Source organism: Bacteroides sp. D2, from assembly GCF_025147085.1.
In the GTDB taxonomy this organism is placed as follows: Bacteria; Bacteroidota; Bacteroidia; order Bacteroidales; family Bacteroidaceae; genus Bacteroides.
In genome coordinates this window covers 242,375-260,315 of record NZ_CP102261.1, presented here as the reverse complement: position 1 = coordinate 260,315, position 17,941 = coordinate 242,375, and the positions used below count along the sequence as shown (strand labels likewise).

At 40.4% G+C, this 17,941-nt stretch carries 17 protein-coding genes, 1 pseudogene and 1 riboswitch; of the genes and pseudogenes, 11 read left to right on the top strand and 7 right to left on the bottom strand.

Features of this window, described 5'->3' with window-relative positions; translation table 11 throughout:
• Positions 1 to 187: 187 nt before the first annotated feature.
• Both NQ505_RS01040 and NQ505_RS01035 read left to right on the top strand, forming a co-directional pair.
• Positions 188 to 1,405: an OmpA family protein gene (locus NQ505_RS01040; RefSeq protein WP_157179075.1), complete on the top strand. Its 1,218-nt coding sequence runs from the start codon at positions 188 to 190 to the stop codon at positions 1,403 to 1,405.
• A 14-nt stretch (positions 1,406 to 1,419) separates the two neighbouring features.
• Positions 1,420 to 2,604, top strand: a complete 1,185-nt coding sequence (locus NQ505_RS01035) for a hypothetical protein (protein WP_008999041.1) — start codon at positions 1,420 to 1,422, stop codon at positions 2,602 to 2,604.
• A gap of 96 nt (positions 2,605 to 2,700) precedes the next feature.
• Here the strand turns inward: NQ505_RS01035 and NQ505_RS01030 are convergent, their stop codons facing one another.
• From NQ505_RS01030 to NQ505_RS01020, 3 genes are read right to left on the bottom strand one after another with little or no spacing between them, the layout of a single operon-like run.
• Entirely contained in the window at positions 2,701 to 3,324 is a 624-nt protein-coding gene (locus NQ505_RS01030; protein ID WP_008999040.1) for a thiamine diphosphokinase, read from the bottom strand.
• Complete coding sequence (gene pnuC, locus NQ505_RS01025) at positions 3,321 to 3,929, bottom strand: nicotinamide riboside transporter PnuC (protein WP_008999039.1); 609 nt, start codon at positions 3,927 to 3,929, stop codon at positions 3,321 to 3,323. The genes NQ505_RS01030 and pnuC overlap by 4 nt, the downstream gene beginning before the upstream one ends.
• A gap of 12 nt (positions 3,930 to 3,941) precedes the next feature.
• Complete coding sequence (locus NQ505_RS01020; protein ID WP_032853509.1) at positions 3,942 to 6,191, bottom strand: TonB-dependent receptor; 2,250 nt, start codon at positions 6,189 to 6,191, stop codon at positions 3,942 to 3,944.
• A 1-nt stretch (position 6,192) separates the two neighbouring features.
• Positions 6,193 to 6,289, bottom strand: a riboswitch (TPP riboswitch).
• 129 nt (positions 6,290 to 6,418) lie between these two features.
• Here NQ505_RS01020 and NQ505_RS01015 point away from each other — a divergent pair.
• Entirely contained in the window at positions 6,419 to 7,327 is a 909-nt protein-coding gene (locus NQ505_RS01015) for a mechanosensitive ion channel family protein (RefSeq protein ID WP_008999037.1), read from the top strand.
• A gap of 102 nt (positions 7,328 to 7,429) precedes the next feature.
• Here NQ505_RS01015 and NQ505_RS01010 read toward each other — a convergent pair whose 3' ends face one another.
• Both NQ505_RS01010 and NQ505_RS01005 read right to left on the bottom strand, forming a co-directional pair.
• Positions 7,430 to 7,669, bottom strand: a complete 240-nt coding sequence (locus NQ505_RS01010; RefSeq protein WP_004306417.1) for a hypothetical protein — start codon at positions 7,667 to 7,669, stop codon at positions 7,430 to 7,432.
• Between the two features lie 68 nt (positions 7,670 to 7,737).
• A complete protein-coding gene (locus NQ505_RS01005; RefSeq protein WP_004299135.1) occupies positions 7,738 to 9,024 on the bottom strand; it encodes an O-acetylhomoserine aminocarboxypropyltransferase/cysteine synthase family protein in 1,287 nt (428 codons plus the stop codon).
• Between the two features lie 178 nt (positions 9,025 to 9,202).
• On the opposite strand from NQ505_RS01005, the gene NQ505_RS01000 reads away from it, so the two are divergent.
• From NQ505_RS01000 to NQ505_RS00970, 7 genes and pseudogenes are all read left to right on the top strand, one after another.
• Positions 9,203 to 9,673, top strand: coding sequence for an Lrp/AsnC family transcriptional regulator (locus NQ505_RS01000; RefSeq protein ID WP_004299136.1), 471 nt, complete (start codon positions 9,203 to 9,205; stop codon positions 9,671 to 9,673).
• Between the two features lie 71 nt (positions 9,674 to 9,744).
• Positions 9,745 to 10,371: a CatB-related O-acetyltransferase gene (locus NQ505_RS00995; protein WP_004306418.1), complete on the top strand. Its 627-nt coding sequence runs from the start codon at positions 9,745 to 9,747 to the stop codon at positions 10,369 to 10,371.
• A gap of 13 nt (positions 10,372 to 10,384) precedes the next feature.
• The gene (locus NQ505_RS00990; RefSeq protein ID WP_008999036.1) at positions 10,385 to 10,915 is read left to right on the top strand and encodes a GNAT family N-acetyltransferase; all 531 of its coding nucleotides are present in this window, start codon (positions 10,385 to 10,387) and stop codon (positions 10,913 to 10,915) included.
• An 80-nt stretch (positions 10,916 to 10,995) separates the two neighbouring features.
• Positions 10,996 to 11,730 carry an alpha/beta hydrolase gene (locus tag NQ505_RS00985; protein ID WP_008999035.1) on the top strand — a complete coding sequence of 245 codons (735 nt, stop codon included), beginning with the start codon at positions 10,996 to 10,998 and terminating at the stop codon, positions 11,728 to 11,730.
• Between the two features lie 93 nt (positions 11,731 to 11,823).
• Positions 11,824 to 13,190 (top strand): annotated as a pseudogene (locus NQ505_RS00980) (MATE family efflux transporter).
• Positions 13,191 to 13,338: 148 nt separating this feature from the next.
• Positions 13,339 to 14,295: a GNAT family N-acetyltransferase gene (locus tag NQ505_RS00975; RefSeq protein ID WP_008999033.1), complete on the top strand. Its 957-nt coding sequence runs from the start codon at positions 13,339 to 13,341 to the stop codon at positions 14,293 to 14,295.
• 2 nt (positions 14,296 to 14,297) lie between these two features.
• Entirely contained in the window at positions 14,298 to 14,759 is a 462-nt protein-coding gene (locus NQ505_RS00970) for a DUF3795 domain-containing protein (protein WP_008999032.1), read from the top strand.
• Between the two features lie 20 nt (positions 14,760 to 14,779).
• On the opposite strand, the gene NQ505_RS00965 is transcribed toward NQ505_RS00970, so the two are convergent.
• Positions 14,780 to 14,998 carry a hypothetical protein gene (locus tag NQ505_RS00965; RefSeq protein WP_008999031.1) on the bottom strand — a complete coding sequence of 73 codons (219 nt, stop codon included), beginning with the start codon at positions 14,996 to 14,998 and terminating at the stop codon, positions 14,780 to 14,782.
• A gap of 249 nt (positions 14,999 to 15,247) precedes the next feature.
• Here NQ505_RS00965 and NQ505_RS00960 point away from each other — a divergent pair, with 249 nt between their 5' ends.
• The gene (locus NQ505_RS00960; protein ID WP_008999030.1) at positions 15,248 to 16,444 is read left to right on the top strand and encodes a PLP-dependent aminotransferase family protein; all 1,197 of its coding nucleotides are present in this window, start codon (positions 15,248 to 15,250) and stop codon (positions 16,442 to 16,444) included.
• Here NQ505_RS00960 and NQ505_RS00955 read toward each other — a convergent pair.
• Entirely contained in the window at positions 16,436 to 17,848 is a 1,413-nt protein-coding gene (locus tag NQ505_RS00955) for a PLP-dependent aminotransferase family protein (RefSeq protein ID WP_008999029.1), read from the bottom strand. The two genes, NQ505_RS00960 and NQ505_RS00955, sit on opposite strands and share 9 nt — an antisense overlap.
• Positions 17,849 to 17,941: the final 93 nt, after the last annotated feature.

The window sequence follows — 17,941 nt, the reverse complement described above, 5'->3', positions numbered from 1 at the left end:
CCTGAGAAATTTTCAAAATAACACAAGAATGGCATGAGCGGTTCTCGCGCTATAGGCGTGGGGCTGCTGTCCATTTTGTGTTATTGGGTTTTCTCAGGACCTTCGTTAACGGAATGGCACGCAGTTCCACGCTTCCGTTTTGTAAATTCTGCCTTAAGGGACTGCGGACAGAACAAACACATTTTTTATGAAAGCAAGGAGTTTATTATTTTTTTCCCTGTGCTGTTTTTGTTTTTTAGTGATGGCTCAATCGGGTGATAAATCTGAAAGAGTAAGATTGGGAGTAAAAGGAGGAATGCATTTGTCTAATATGCATTATTCTAATCTTGACCAGTACAGTTCGGACTGGATTTCTAATGGAGTTGGTGGGATATTTGCCGAGTTTGATTTGGGTAGAAACCGAAAATTTTCTGTCCGACCGGAAATTCTCTTCTTGTCACGTGGAACTAAAATAGGAGATAGCAATATCTCTTATAAACTAAAGACGAAATACACAGATTTCCGTCTGCCCTTTATCTTTAATTTTACTAATCCATCTAAAGTGGGTCCTTATGTCTATGTAGCCCCCGTGTTAGGGATTGGCAGAGGAGGCGAAGTTAATTATACCGAATTCCATGATGGTGAGGCTTATGAATGGGAACCTCTGGATATAAACGACGCGAACTTCTCTAAAGTAAATTTTAGCGTGGCTGCAGGGTTGGGAATACGGATTCCTATTAAAGTTGCAGCAGGGAAAAAGATTCATTTGGCTTTGGAAGCAAATTATCAGTATGGCATCACTGACACTTACGGAAGTAAAGAAAAAGATGGGGAAGCTATCGCAGTCAATCGGGCAATATATGATATTACCGGTACACGGAAACATCAGGACATAGAAATTACGGCAGCTGTGTCCGTTCCTTTGAGTATATTTAAAAAGATGCCTAAAAAGGAAAAGCCCGTTCCCGTTGTTGAGAAACCGATTGTGGTAGAAGAAGAGGAAGTACCTGTAATCATTGAGGAGAAAAAACCGTGTTATACGTTGGAAGAGATTCTCGATTTAGTGGTAGCCCAAAAAACTATCGCCGGAAAGACAATCTGCGCAGTAGATGTTATCAATTTTGAATTTGGCAAGAGTGCAATAAACAAAAATTCATATGCTTACCTTGATAAGATAGCCATGTTGATGCAAAGAACAAATCTTAGTGTTGAAATTAAAGGACATACGGATAATGTGGGTAAAGAAGATTTCAATATGGAACTTTCCAGGAAAAGAGCGAAAGCTGTATACGATTATTTAATAAAGAAAGGGGTTGGTTCTTCCAAACTTTCCTATACTTATTATGGGATGACTAAACCGATAGCTTCTAATGACACGGAAGAAGGGAGATTGATAAACCGCAGAGTTGAATTTGAAATCAAATAAATGGAGGACAGAATATGAAAGTAACATATGTAATCGCACGAATAAAAATGTTTTTAGCAATAATGCTTTGTCTGTTTGCAATATCAAGTTGTATTTCTGACGGAGATGAGACGGTTGTTTTGGAAACCGGAAATGTGCAAGCACGTAAAATGCTTTTTGGAGAATGGAAGTTGTCATCTAAAACAGTGGTCGATGAGGATGGGATAGAACAATCCAAAGAGGATATTTCGGAAGAACCGAATCTTGAATTTACGGAGGATGGAAACTGCAAGTTGACATATCCTAATGGAAACAGTGTGAATCAGAAATGGGACTTATCTGGAGATTTTTATTCCATCTTTATATCCGATATCCGTTATGAAATCTACACGCTGGGAAAGAATATCCTTGTTTTGGTGATAAACTATGAAGACTATTATTTGAAGTTTGTCTATTACAAACTTTCCTCTCCGGAGCAAAATGATGGAGAGGAAAGTGAAATAGGTGGAACCGATGATAATAATCCTTATAAGCCCTATTCCGCTAGATTTAAAGTGACGAAAATAGTCGTTGACGATAAAGATACATATACCTTCGAATATGATGGCAGAGGACGTATCATGAGGTATAAGACTCCAAGTAAAACGTATACATTTACTTATGATGACACGAAGGCTTATCTGTGGCTTAACGGGAAAATCGTCAATACGGGCTTTGTAGGTTCTAATGGATATTTGACAAAGATGTGGAACGGTACTAGCGAAAGTGGGGGTGTAAGCACATTTGTTTATATAACGGATATGGATTATTATATGAATTACTTAAATAGAGTGGAATATAAAGGCACTGGTGCTATCCAGTATTGGAAACCGGCTTATTCAGATGGTAATATGACTTTTTTGTATAATGATGGTTCACACAATTTCACTTATACATCTTCCGATAATAACTTCTCTGTGGATCTGAACGGTTTTATATCCGCGATGTATCAATGGGAATGGTTTATGCATGATGCAGAAGTTATTTGGGGGTTATTTGATTTTTACGGAGTCAGATCTTCTGATATGGTGTATCAGGAAACTACATCTCAATGGAATAACACTTTCTCTTATTATTATGGAGAACGAGGAGACGATTTTACTTTGCGCATCACACAAGTAAGAAAAGGATTGAATACTAATTTCACAAAGATATATAAAGTCTATGCTACTAATAATTAACTCAACTTACTTCAGAAACCTGAGTAAGTAATAAACCTTATTTTCCGAATGACTGGAGTGGTGCCGAACATTCTCGCCCCGCTTCAGTCTTCTTTTTCAATAAGCAAGAAATATCAAATACTCTCCCGTGCAATGAATAGTAAACTCATCAGTTATCGCTTCGTTAAGCGTGCCTTGCCACCAATTGGTAAAGTCGCTAAGCGGGTAAATCAATCCTTCGCCCTTCAATCCTTTAGCGCCAAAATTGATGATAGATATTTGTTGGCCGGGATGAGAGGCGAAAGTCTGTGTGTCGCTTGCGGGAATGAATACTCCGTAATCGGTGATCGTCCGTACCTTCATGCCGTTTTTCATATAGTCCAGTAACAGACTGATATTTCCGAGAGTATGATCTTCCCGTTTTCCAGTAGCACCGACGATAGCAATTTTCCTGTAGCCTTTTTCTTGCAGGAAGCGAACAGCCTTGGTTTGGTCGTTCGTTTCCTGATCGGTTACATGGTGAATAATATCTGAAAAGCGCGTTTTGTTTTCCGGTGAAAGAGAATCTCCGTCACCGATAATCACATCCGGGGTATGTCCGCAGGAAATATACTCGTTGGCTGCTCCATCGCAGCAAATCACGAATTTAGCTTCTTCCAGCATTTTCAGGGGAAGTACATGTGTAGGATATTCACCGTTGGCAAGTATCACGGCTTCGGGAGTATAGTGTTCGTTTATCATTGTATATTCATTAATTTTTTCCATTTAAAGTAGCCAAAGATAGCTATAATGGAGTAAAGTCCGTACAAAGCAGAAGTAAAATAAAGGTCTTTATAGATATAAAGTCCACAGCAGACAATATCCACAAGAATCCAGGCAAACCATTGCTCGACGTATTTGCGTGCCAGCATCCACATACCGACAATGCTCAATGCCGTGGTAAAACTATCCAGCCAGGGCACGTTGCTGTCCGTATATTCGATCAGTATCCACGCAATGCCGATAAATGCAACAATAAATACCAGAAAAAGAGGTAAGTAACATTTCCATGGAGTATGTACGATAGGAAGGTCTTTGGGGTTGTTATTGGTTGAAATATTTGCTGACTGCTGACCTTTCTTTTTCCTGTGTCCCCACATCCAGAAGAACCAACCGTAGATAGCGGCTATCAGATAGTAAATATTGATGCCAAAGTCAGCATACAATCCGGCTTTGTAATATACGAAGATGTAGATGGCAGGCATCACAATGCCCGCTATCCAAAGGTAGATACTTGCCCGGTACTCTAACCAAAGGTAGATCAGCCCGACAATCGTACCGAATATTTCCAGAAAATTCAATTCCATAACTCTGTGTGATTAAAAGCGGAAAGAAACATGTCCCATAACGTTTGTTCCTGCTTGTGCAGCATATCCGGCATAGTTTCCCCGATTTTCCAGCGTATCGGTGTAGTCACTTGATGCCCAGCCGTTATTTTCATATTTTTCATTAAACAAATTGTATACAGTAAATCCTACAGTGACTTCTTTCAGTACTTTCTTGGGACGGAAGCTGTACGCCAGATTGAGGTTGCTGACAAAATACTTATCAAGAGTCAGTTCTTCAACTTCTGCGTTTGTCATATACTGTTTGCTTACGAACTGTGATTGCAGGGCAGCTTCGAATCCCTTATAATTGAATGAGAAACGATTGTTGAGTAAGAAGTCTGGTGAGAAAGCAATGTGAGTGTCTTTATGCTTTATCTGAATAGTTGGGAGAGAAGTAGAGCTACCGTCGTTATTATAGTGGTAGCCCGGCAGGCTCTCTACGAAATCCTGAATACGGTTTTTGCTCCATGTAGCGTTGATATCCCATTGAAACCATTTGCACGGTTTGATTCCCAGCATGATTTCGATTCCCATGCGATAACTGTCCTGCACGTTTTCGGTCAGTGCTTCACCTATATCGTTTAAGGCTCCGGTCAGAACCAGTTGGTCGGTATAGTCCATGTAGTAGAAGTTTGCACCTGCTGTCAGCCATTGGTTGGCAAAGGTATATCCTGCTTCATAGTCGAGCAGCTTTTCTGCTTTGGGGTACGAGTCCGGATCACCATCCGTATAATTGTTTCTTGTCGGCTCTTTTTGAGCAACCGAGAAAGAGGCATACACACGATGGTTGGAAGTGATGTTCCAGTTTAATCCTACTTTCGGGTTAAAGAAATCGAACTTTTTATCTACTGCCAGTGGACGCAGCGCATTCTTGCTCCAGTCATATTTATCATTGTTTCCGTCGATGGTATAGTTGATGTGGCGATACTGGAGATCGGCATAAGCACTTAGTCCTCTGGTAAGATCGTAGTTCGCTTTCAGATAAATATTTCCATCGGTCTTCTTGGATTTGTTGCGGTAATATTCATGGTCGGGAGATAGAGAACCTACGTAGTTTTTCACCCAGGGAACTCTTCCGAAGTTATTGCCCCGGTATTGATTTAATCCGCCGCCCAGGGATGCACTTAGCCTGTTGGCTGTGTAATTGAGAGAAAAAACACCGCCGCCGAATTTATTATCCATCTTCTTTTGACGGACTAAATCGCTTTTAGCTACTTCGGTTCCATCTATTGTAAATGGCTTTAACCCATATTCTATCAGGTATCTGCCGTCTTTGTACTCTTCGTAATAACCGTCACCTTTGGTATAATGTAAGGCAACGTTTAGGTTCCAAGCCGTTGAGAAAGTGTGATTGAAGAGAAGTTGATAATTCTTTTGCAGGTAATTATCTGTTTGGTCGTCGTAATAATGTTTTTTGCCGTTGGCATCGGTGTACATTTCCCCGCAAGGATTGTAACGTCTGCCGAATTCTTCCATTTGCTCTTTTGTTGCATATCCCCAAGCATGATATGTCTTTTCTTTTCCGGCAAATGCAATCAGTTTCACAGAGGTGTTTTCTGCAAAATAACCTCCTTGCAGGTAGTAAGAGTTCAAGTCCACCGAAGCACGGTCTATGTATCCGTCCGTACCGATATTGGAAAGGCGGGCGTCAAACGTCCAGTGGTTATTGAGTAAGCCGGTTCCCACTTTCACTGTTTCCTTGTGTGTATTGAACGAACCGTATGAACCATTGAATTCGGCGTATGGTTTCATAGATGCACCTTCGGTTTGCATATTGACACTGGCTCCAAAAGCACCTGCTCCGTTCGTCGATGTACCTGCTCCGCGCTGCACCTGCATATCTTTTACGGAAGAAGAAAAGTCGGGCATATTCACCCAGAACAGGTTATGGCTTTCGGCATCGTTCATCGGTATGCCGTTTACTGTGATGTTGATTCGTGTGCCATCGGTTCCACGTACGCGAAGTGTCGTATAACCGATACCGGCTCCTGCATCCGATGTGGTCAATGTGGAAGGAGTCATACTTAGCAGATAGGGGATATCCTGTCCGAAGTTTACCTTTTTGAGTTCTGCTTTACCTATATTGGTGAATGCCACGGGAGTTTTGGCTGTGGCACGTGTGGATACTACCTGCACCTCTTGCAGGTTTACTACTCTCATACTGTCCTTTGCACTCGTCTGTGCATGAACAGTGATGCCTGCGCCCAATAAGGCGACGGCCATCCATACAATTCTTTTCATTTTTGCTTACTAATTAGTTCTCTACGCCGGCATTACCCGGATCAGATTCTATGGGTATGTTCTCAGCCCGTCATGTTAAGGCACCCCTACCAGTGAATCGGTTACAAAAATACAGCTTTTGCAGGAGGAAAGCAAAAAAAACTTTTAGATTCGCTAAAAACAATATAACTTTGTAGATTGTTGAAATAGCAAAACAGCAATTTATTCACTTAATATATATTTTAATTATGCTACTATTATTGCAAGCAACACAAGCTGCGGATTCTGTGCAAGTGGCCGCAGATAAATTAATGGAAGAAGCGATTGCCAATGCTGACGGATTGGATAAACTTTCGCTGATTACTCAACAACTGATAGACTTCGGTATTCGTGCCGGAGAACGTATACTGATTGCGGTCATCGTCTTTATTGTCGGACGTTTCCTTATCTCGTTGCTCAACAAGTTTATAAGACGTCTGTTGGATAAACGAAAGGTGGATGTTAGTATCAAAACTTTCGTTAGAAGTCTGGTAAATATTCTGTTGACAATCCTTTTAATTATTTCTGTTGTCGGCGCCTTGGGAGTTGAAACAACTTCGTTTGCGGCTTTATTGGCTTCTGCCGGTGTGGCTGTCGGTATGGCTTTGTCCGGCAATTTGCAGAATTTTGCCGGGGGACTGGTTATTCTTTTGTTCAAACCTTATAAGGTAGGTGACTGGATAGAAACACAGCAAGGTTCAGCCGGTACAGTAAAAGAAATCCAGATATTTCATACCATCCTTACTACTTCGGACAACAAATTGATTTATATTCCAAATGGTTCATTGAGCAGTGGAGTAGTGACCAACTACAGTCATCAGGAAACCCGCCGTGTTGAATGGATTATTGGTATAGATTATGGAGAAGATTACAATAAGGTTCAGCAGATAGTTCGTGATATTCTGGCTGAAGATAAACGTATCTTGAATGAACCTGCTCCGTTTATAGCTCTTCATGCGCTGGATGCCAGCAGTGTGAATGTGGTGGTACGTGTATGGGTAAATAGTGGAGATTATTGGGGTGTTTATTTCGATACCAATAAAGCAATTTACGAAACCTTCAATGAAAAAGGTATTAACTTTCCTTTCCCACAGCTTACTGTGCATCAGGGAAATTGATTGTTATACTCTGATAATTCAAAAAATAAGGGAGTTGTACTTAACGTGCAACTCCCTTATTTTTTGGAAAACTTGTCTGGTGTGATTGAATAAATCTCTTATTTATTTTATACCGAAATCTTCGGCTAGTTCATATCTATCTTCTTTGATTCCCAGTACATGATTAATTTTTCTCCTTTTCTCGAGATCTTTAAAGTAGTTTTCCACAACCTGATAGAGATCGAAGTTAGTGGTTGATCCTGCGGCTAAATCGAGTGATTCCACCATCTTTTCTACGGCTTGATGGATTTTCTCTGCGTCTATCAGATGCAGTTCGTTGCTGTGTATTAAATATTTTTCCATGACTGCAATGTTTTTAATGTTATATAGGTATAACATCTTGCAGTCATGGAAAGTTCAATGATTGAATGTTAGATTTTGGCAAGCGCCTGATCCAAATCCGCAATCAGGTCATCAATATGTTCCGTTCCAATTGATAAACGTACGGTGCCCGGATAAATCTCCTGTTCGGCGAGTTCCTGTGCATTGAGCTGTGAATGGGTAGTGCTTGCCGGGTGGATCACCAATGATTTCACATCGGCAACATTGGCAAGCAGGGAGAAAATCTCCAGGCTGTCGATGAAGCGGTGTGCTTCTTCTTGTCCGCCTTTTACCTCGAAAGTAAAAATGGAACCGGCACCATTCGGGAAGTAACGTTGATACAGTGCATGGTCAGGATGATTGGATAATGACGGATGGTTCACTTTCTTCACTTTCGGGTGATTGTTTAAGAAATTCACTACCTTCAATGCATTTTCTACATGGCGTTCTACGCGCAAGGAAAGAGTTTCCAAGCCTTGCAACAGGATAAAAGCGTTGAATGGACTGATGGTGGCACCTGTGTCGCGCAGCAGAATAGCCCGGATACGGATGGCATAGGCAGCCGGACCGGCTGCATCAACGAAGCGTACGCCATGATAGCACGGATCAGGTTCGGTTAGTTGTGGAAATTTGCCGGAAGCTACCCAGTCGAATTTTCCCGAATCTACAATAACTCCTCCTAATGAAGAACCGTGTCCGCCAATGAATTTTGTTGCAGAATGTACTACGATATCTGCTCCGTGTTCGATGGGGCGGATTAGATACGGAGTACCGAACGTGTTATCAATAATCAAAGGAATTTTGTGGCGGTGAGCTATTTCAGCTACTGCCTCTATATCAATGATATTTGAGTTCGGATTTCCCAGCGTCTCGATAAATACGGCTTTCGTATTTTCCTGAATGGCTTTTTCAAAGTTCGATAAATCACTTGGATCAACGAATGTTGTTGTGATGCCATAGCTGGGTAAGGTATGAGCCAGTAAGTTATAACTTCCTCCATAAATAGTTTTGGCTGCTACAATATGGTCGCCTGCGCGAGTGATGTTCTCGAAAGCATAAGTGATAGCAGCGGCACCCGAAGCAACTGCCAGCCCTGCTACTCCTCCTTCAAGAGCGGCTACGCGTTGTTCAAAAACTCCTTGAGTGGAGTTGGTCAGGCGGCCGTAGATGTTTCCCGGGTCCTGCAGGCCGAAACGTGCGGCTGCGTGAGCGGAATTGTGAAATACATAAGAGGTAGTCTGATAAATAGGTACTGCACGGGCATCTGTTGCCGGATCTGCTTGTTCTTGTCCTACATGAACTTGTAAAGTCTCGAAATGTAAATTCTTTGTTGCCATAATCGTATGTTTTTTAAGTTTTATATTCTTTCTTTATTTTCTTGCAAAGTTATGGGATGTAGATATATCGAACAATATATGGCTTAAATATAGAAAATAAAGCTATTTTTGTGCCGTTATATGGAATAATGTATCTGCATTATTCCTAAAAATCACCTTTTAGAAGAATATTTTTCTTATGGATACTTTTGATAAACTGGATAGAGTCGATTTGCAAATACTCCGTACTTTGCAAGAAAACGCCCGATTGACAACTAAAGAGCTGGCTGCACGGGTGAGCCTTTCTTCAACTCCTGTTTTTGAACGTCTTAAACGGTTGGAGAGTGGAGGATATATAAAGAAGTATATTGCCGTGTTGGATGCGGAAAAGCTGAATCAGGGATTTGTCGTATTCTGCAGTGTGAAGCTTAGACGTCTGAACAGGGATATAGCAGCCGAGTTTACACGGATCATACAGGATATTCCTGAAGTAACCGAATGTTATAACATATCAGGAAGTTATGATTACCTGTTGAAGATTCATGCTCCCAATATGAAATACTATCAGGAGTTTATTCTGAATGTGTTGGGGACGATTGATAGCTTGGGATCACTGGAAAGCACGTTTGTGATGGCTGAAGTGAAGCATCAATATGGGATACATATTTAGTTCGTTGTGTGATAGTCTGAAATTTATCTTGTATATTTGCTATGTAATATAAATCCTCTTCTGCTGACACAATGAATTCAAAAACATATCCTCGCACCAATGATTTCCAGACTGTTTATCTGAATACAGTGATTAAGAATCCTGCCATTATGGTAGGTGATTATACAATATATAATGACTTTGTAAATGATCCTGTTCTTTTTGAGAAGAACAATGTATTATATCATTATCCGATTAATAAAGACCGATTGATAATTGGCAAATTCTGTTCCATTGCTTGTGGAGCCAAATTTCTTTTTAACAGCGCAAACCACACATTGGGTTCTTTATCCAATTATACGTTTCCTATCTTTTTTGAGGAATGGAATTTAGATAAAGGAGATGTAACCTCTGCCTGGGATAATAAAGGGGATATAGTAATAGGTAATGATGTCTGGATTGGATATGAAGCTGTTATCATGGCGGGAGTTCATATCGGAGATGGAGCGGTCATTGCGTCGCGGGCAGTGGTTACTAAAGATGTTCCTCCTTATACGATAGTAGGTGGGACACCAGCCAAAGAAATCCGGAAGCGTTTTGATGAGAATACGATTGTCCAATTGCAGAAATTGCAATGGTGGGATTGGAGTATTGAGAAGATATCCGAATGTATACCTTATATTACAGGTGGAAAGATTGAAGAACTGATAAAAAGATAAACAGTGTGTATATATGAAATTTATAATAGAGCCCGGAACTTCTGCTGATATAGATGAACTGGAAAAGCTGTATGATGAACTGAATGATTATCTGGCTGTTACGACTAATTATCCCGGGTGGATAAAAGGTGTTTATCCTGTTCGGGAAGATGCGGTTGCCGGTGTAAATGATGAAACGCTTTACGTAGCAAGATATGATGGAAGAATTGTCGGTTCAGTCATTTTAAATCATCAACCGGAAAAGGCTTATGAGAATGTCAAATGGAAAATAGAACTGGACTATAGTCATATCTTTGTGATACATACTTTTGTTGTACATCCTTCTTTTTTGAAAATAGGAGTAGGGCATGCATTAATGGATTATTCATTGGAATTGGCTCAAAGTTCGGGGATAAAGTCTGTGCGGTTAGATGTTTACGAGAAAAATCTTCCGGCTATTTCATTGTACGAAAAGTATGGGTTCGAATACATTGATACCGTAGATTTAGGATTGGGTCATTACGGTTTAGAGTGGTTCAAACTTTATGAGAAAATCATTTTATAATCCCTTCCTTACATTATGCATTCATTGTTATAATTCAGTTGCTCTTAGATTTATAGAATAATAAATATCACATCATAGACATGAAGAAACTAATTATTGTATTTGTTCTTTTATTATCAGCACTCTCTTGTTTCTCACAAATAGAGTTTTTGACTTGCCTTTTTGATGCTTCAAGAAACAGAGTGATACCGCTAGCCGTCTATCAGCCGCACAAAGTGAATTCGAAAACAAAAGTCATTATATTTAGCCACGGCTACGATGGAAATAAAAATAATAAGTCCAATCAGACTTATGCCTATCTAACACGATTCCTTTCCCAGAAAGGCTTTTACGTAATAAGCATACAACATGAATTGGCAGATGATCCTCTTTTGGCCATGGAAGGTAATTTCATGGAAACACGCATGCCAAATTGGGAAAGGGGAGTGGCAAATATTCTTTTTACTATTCAGGAATTTAAGAAATTGAAGCCACAATTAAATTGGAATGACTTTATATTGATAGGACATTCCAATGGCGGAGATATGACCATGTTATTTGCTACCCGATATCCGCAGTTGATAAATAAAGCCATATCTATGGATCATCGCAGAATGATAATGCCTAGAACACGGAATCCTCGACTTTATACGTTAAGAGGATGCGATTATGATGCGGATTCAGGAGTATTACCCACTGAAAAGGAGCAGGAACAATTCCGGATGAAGGTTGTGAAATTGGACGGAATAACGCATAGTAATATGGGGGAGAATGGAACGGAAGAACAACACAACCTTATCAATCAGTATATCTATGGATTTCTTACACGGAGATAACTGATGTATTATATTTATTTTATCCAATGGTTTTAAATCGGAAGCCTGTTTTTCTTATAACTTTGCAACTGATTTTAGAAAAAGAAGTTTGGGATGATAAATAAATATGAAGAACGACTGGGGGACAGAGCGCATGTTACCGCTTGTTTTTAAGATGGCACTTCCGGCTGTGGCAGCGCAATTTGTTAATTTGCTTTATAGCATGGTCGACCGTATTTATATTGGTCATATCCCTGGGATTGGTACGGATGGCATTGGCGGGTGTAGGAGTAACGACTTCTCTTGTTATACTGATTTCTTCTTTTTCAGCGATAGTAGGAGGTGGGGGTGCGCCGTTAGCGGCTATCGCACTCGGACAGGGGGATCGTTCACGTGCCGGAAAAATTCTGGGTAATGGCTTTATCCTGTTAATACTATTTACCTTGTTTACTTCTCTCATCGCGTATACCTTTATGGAGCCGATTCTACTCTTTACAGGAGCTTCAGAAAATACATTGGAGTATGCAGTCAACTATCTTTCTATCTATTTATTAGGAACTATCTTCGTGGAAATATCCACAGGATTAAATTCTTTTATCAATGCACAAGGGCGTCCTGCTATCGCCATGTACTCGGTATTAATAGGAGCACTGTTGAATATCGTCCTCGACCCGATTTTCATTTTTTGGCTCGATATGGGAGTAAAAGGTGCAGCTCTGGCTACAGTGCTTTCACAGGCATGTAGTGCAGTGTGGGTTTTAACTTTCCTTTTCTCCCGGCACGCCTCTCTCCCTTTAGAAAAACGTTATATGGCGTTGAACCGGGAAATAATACTTTCTATATTTGCTTTGGGCGTATCACCGTTTATTATGGCAAGTACCGAAAGCCTGGTTGGCTTTGTTCTGAACAGCAGCCTGAAAGATTTTGGAGATATTTATGTCAGCGCATTGACCATCTTGCAAAGTGCGATGCAATTTGCAAGTGTCCCATTAACAGGATTTGCGCAAGGGTTCGTTCCTATTGTGAGTTATAATTATGGGCACGGCGATAAACAACGTGTCAAAGACTGTTTTCGTGTCGCATTGATAACCATGTTCTCATTCAACTTACTGCTGATGTTGTTTATGATTCTTTTCCCCTCAACAGTAGCTTCCGCCTTTACGAGTGATGAAAGACTGATAGAAACAGTCCGCTGGACAATGCCTGTTTTCTTGGGTGGTATGACTATTTTCGGATTGCAACGAGCCTGCCAAAATATGTTTGTAGCCTTGGGACAAGCAAAAATTTCTATTTTCATAGCCTTGCTGCGCAAAGCAATTCTGCTGACCCCATTGGCATTGATATTGCCACACTTTATGGGGGTAGCCGGTGTATATGCGGCTGAAGCAATATCCGATGCGACAGCGGCAATTTGTTGTACTTTGTTGTTCTTCTGGCAGTTCCCTAAAATTTTGGGAAAAATCCAGGGGAGCACTCTGTAGGTGAACTGAATTTCCTGTTATTAAACCATAAATGAAACTAATTGTGTAACTGCTTACGTATTTTTGCGAAAAATGTTTGTTCATATTATAAAAAGCTAATATATTTGCGTAATCAATTACGTATTTAATAACGCAACTAATAAAAAACATGGACTTTTTTAATCAGACAGGAAAATTAGCCATCGGTAGCAGATTACGCATGTTGACCGATAAAATAACAGTAGATGCAGCCGCCATCTATAAAATGTTTGGAGTAGACCTCAAACCGAAATGGTTTCCTGTATTTTTTGTATTATCACGTGGGGAGGCAAAAACCATTACGTCCATTGCCAAAGAGATTGGTCATTCTCATCCTTCCGTGAGTAATATTATTAAAGAAATGGTAGCTAAAGGATTAGTGAAAGAGACAAAGGACAAATCCGACGGGAGAAGAAACATGGTCATGTTATCTGCCAAAGGAAAAAGAATGTCCGACTCTTTTTCGGAACAGTGCATAGATGTTACGGCAGCTATTGAGCAAATCACGCAGCAAACCCGGAACGATCTTTGGAAAGCTATCGAAGAATGGGAGAATCTTTTGTTGGATAAATCCCTGTTGGAGCGGGTAGAGGAGGCGAAAAAGGAACGTGAGAGTAAGGACATAAAAATTGTTCCTTATGAACCTTGCTATCAATCTGACTTTCGGACTCTTAACGAAGAGTGGATAACTGCTTACTTTCGGATGGAAGAGGCCGATTACAAGGCTTTAGACCATCCACAGGAATATATTCTGGATAAGGGAGGAGCTATCTTAGTGGCTCTTTATAAAGATGAACCTGTCGGTGTATGTGCTTTGTGCAAGATGGATCATCCGTTGTATGATTATGAGTTAGCCAAGTTGGCCGTTAGCCCCAAGGTTCAAGGAAAAGGTATCGGAGTACTACTTTGTGAAGCTGTTGTAAATAAGGCGAAGGAGCTTGGTGGTAAAAGAATCTTTATAGAGAGCAATACCCGTTTGAAATCGGCTATCCATATTTATCATAAGTTGGGCTTCAAGGAACTTCCCGAATATCACACGACTTATGAAAGAGGAGACATACAGATGGAATTAATGATTGAAGAGTGAAAATGAAAAAGGTGGATGGTGAATTTATTAAGGGGCGGATTGCCCCTTGTGGACTGCATTGCGGAAAGTGCTTTGCTTTTGCCAATGGAGATATTTCTTATCACAGCGGTGAACTCAAGAAGGTATTAGGCAATTTTGATGTCTATGCACAACGTTTTGTAGAGATGCTTGATGAGCCTGTATTTGCAAAATATCCCGATTTTAAAGAGTTTTTGAATCATTTATATATGGCGACTTGTCAGGGGTGCAGAAAAGAAAAATGCAAGTTGTTCAAAACCTGTAATGTTCGTGTATGCAGTGAAGAGAAGCAAGTGGATTATTGCTTCCAGTGTAGCCATTTCCCTTGTGAGAATACTGGCTTTGATGAACATTTATATAAGAGATTTGTAGCCATCAACAGACGGATGCAAGAGATTGGAATAGAAAAATATTATGAAGAAGTAAAGGATTTACCTCGTTATTAGTTTATGGCTTTCTCTCTGCTTCATTCCAGTTCCTGCGCATAAATGTTGATGGCGCGTAATGCCTTTGATATTTCAGTCGGGGTGATTCCCTGACATTCTATTCTCAACACTTTTTCCCAGTCCTCCATATCTACATTCCATTTGTAGATTTGGGGACATAGGGTGAAAAGCGCTGCGATATGTTTGATATCCCGTACATTCTTAACCGAGGTGCGAAAAATTAGTATTTGCTCTTCCATAGTTACTATCGATTACTTTTGTTTTCTGTGCAAAGGTAAGTTTAAACAGGGCTCTGTATAGGATTATTCGACGAATGCCCTGATTCCTCATGACGAAATAAGTAATATGGGAGATTAACTTCATATAGCTATCCTTTGAAAACTCCCTCATCTGTACCTGTCAATATATAAAAAAGTGTATCTGTTCTCGTCTTTCTTTTTTGCTTTACTTTGCAGTGTTGTTTTAATCTCCTAATATACTTAAAGGTTATGAAGTTGAATTTTGCTAAAAGAATGTCTTATATAAAGGCTTCGGAAATAAGAGAGATATTAAAAGTGACTGAACAGGAAGATGTGATTTCGTTTGCCGGTGGTCTGCCTGCTCCGGAACTTTTCCCAATAGATGAAATCAATGAGATCAATCAGATTGTATTGAAAGAAGCAGGTACAAAAGCACTTCAATATACCACAACGGAAGGTTATGCTCCTTTGCGGGAATGGATTGCCAACCGGATGAACAGGCGTTTGGGCACTGCTTTCGATAAAGACAATATTTTGATAACTCATGGTTCGCAACAAGGATTAGACTTATCCGGAAAAGTCTTTTTGGACGAAGGAGATGTCGTGCTTTGTGAAAGCCCGACCTATTTGGCTGCGATTAGCGCATTCAAAGCGTATGGGTGTAGCTTCATTGAAATTCCCACGGATGAGGAAGGGATGATGATGGACGTTTTGGAAGATGTTTTGAGTAACACTCCGCATATAAAACTGATATATGCGATACCTACCTTTCAGAATCCTACAGGAAAAACGTGGAGTCTGGAAAGACGCAGGAAATTAGCTGAATTATCTGCCAAATACAGTGTTGCAGTTATTGAGGATAATCCGTATGGCGAGTTAAGGTTTGAGGGAGAACCTTTGCCCTCTATAAAGTCTTTTGATGAGGCTGGAAATATCTTGTGTACAGGCAGTTTTTCGAAAATATTCTGTCCCGGCTTCCGGATTGGCTGGATTGCGGGGGATAAAGATATTATCCGCAAATATGTATTAGTCAAGCAAGGTACGGATTTACAATGCAACACTATTGCCCAGATGACCATTGCCGAATATCTGAAGCGATATGATATTGATAAACATATTGCAAAAATAGTCGAAGTATATAGAAAGCGCAGGAATGTTGCAATTGAAAGTATAGAACGTTATTTTCCGGATACAATAAAGTTTACTCGTCCCGAAGGCGGACTATTTACCTGGATAGAACTTCCTGTGGGGATTTCAGCACGCGAAGTTTTAGTCAGAAGTCTGGAGAAAAAGATTGCTTTTGTTCCGGGAGGTTCTTTTTATCCGAATGGCAACAAGGAAAATACGCTTAGAATAAACTACTCCAATATGCCTGAAGACAAAATAGAGAAAGGGCTGAAGACTCTCGGAGAGGTGGTAAAGGAGTATGTCCGCCAATCAGAATGATTCTTTGATAATGTTTCCTAAAACCTGCAAGCGTTCTTCGATAAAGGGACTCCATTGCTGACCGAAACTCAAACGCATACAGTTTCTGTACTGGTCGTGCAGTGTAAACATGCGTCCGGGAGCAATGCTGATCTTGTGTTGCATGGCTTTGTAATATAATTCTGTGGTATCAATCTTTTTGTTTAGTTCCACCCAAAGCATGAAACCTCCCTGCGGAGTTATGATTTTAGTGTCTTCGGGGAAATAGTCGGTAATAGATTGTGCCAGATGAAGACTGTTGGAATGTAATTCATGGCGCAACCTGCGCAAATGATTCTCATACCTGCCGTTTTCCATAAAGTTGGCAATGGCCTCCTGATTGAGGGTAGGAGTGGATATTAAATGAATATGTTTTTGGCGAATAACAGCATCCTTAAATTTACCGGGGGCAATCCAGCCTACCCGGTAACCGGGAGCTAATGTCTTTGACACAGAGCCACACCATAACACAAGTCCCTTTTTATCGAAAGCTTTGCATGGCTTAGGGCGTGAATGTCCGAAGAATACATCACCGTATAAATCATCTTCAATCAGAGGAATATTATATTCAGCCAACATCTGCACTACCTCTTTTTTATGCTCATCGGGCATACAACTTCCCAGTGGATTACTGAAATTACTGATAAGCAGGCATAGATTAATCTGCGGTAATACTTTTCTTAAAGCATCGGGCTCAATACCTGTTACAGGGTTGGTGGGCAGTTCCAACACCCGGAGTCCCATGCTGTTGGCCAACTGCAATATGCCGAAATAAACAGGACTTTCAACAGCTATCGTATCTCCTTTTCGGGCAATAACAGATAATGCTAAAGAGATAGAATTGGTCACTCCCGTGGTAGTGACAATATCATCTTCAGTCAGATTTCCATTCCAGCTATATGCAAAACGGGCAATATAGTTTCTTAACCGAATATTTCCCTGCGGGTCTTCATACCTGGTACCGTTTCCCGGAAGTGAATACATTGCCTTGATTAATTCCTTATTGAGCTTTGCAATAGGCAATAGAACGTCTTCCGGTATTCCCAGTGAGAAACGGGTGATGGACGAATCTTCGATGGAATGATATACTTCCATGATTAAGTCAGCCTCTTCTTTTCCTAAAGATTGAGTTGCAGGTTGTGTTGTTGCCGGAGCAGACAAATTTAATGGTTTATAATTGACAATGTACCCTGATTTGGGGCGGGAGATGATAAATCCGTCCTTTTCCAGTTCATAATATACCTGGATTGCCGTGTTTAAACTCACGCCATATTCATTGCTGATAGTACGTAAAGAAGGTAATTTCTCACCTGCTTTCCATATACCTGTTTTTATCTGCCAGGCGATGGTACCGGCTATCTTTTGATATAGAATTTCTCTTTTCATGTTTATTCTGTATCCGGCAAAGATACAAAAATGATGTCTGCATCTGTTGTGTTTGATCTATTTTGTGGGGTACTTCAGGGTATAAGAACTAAT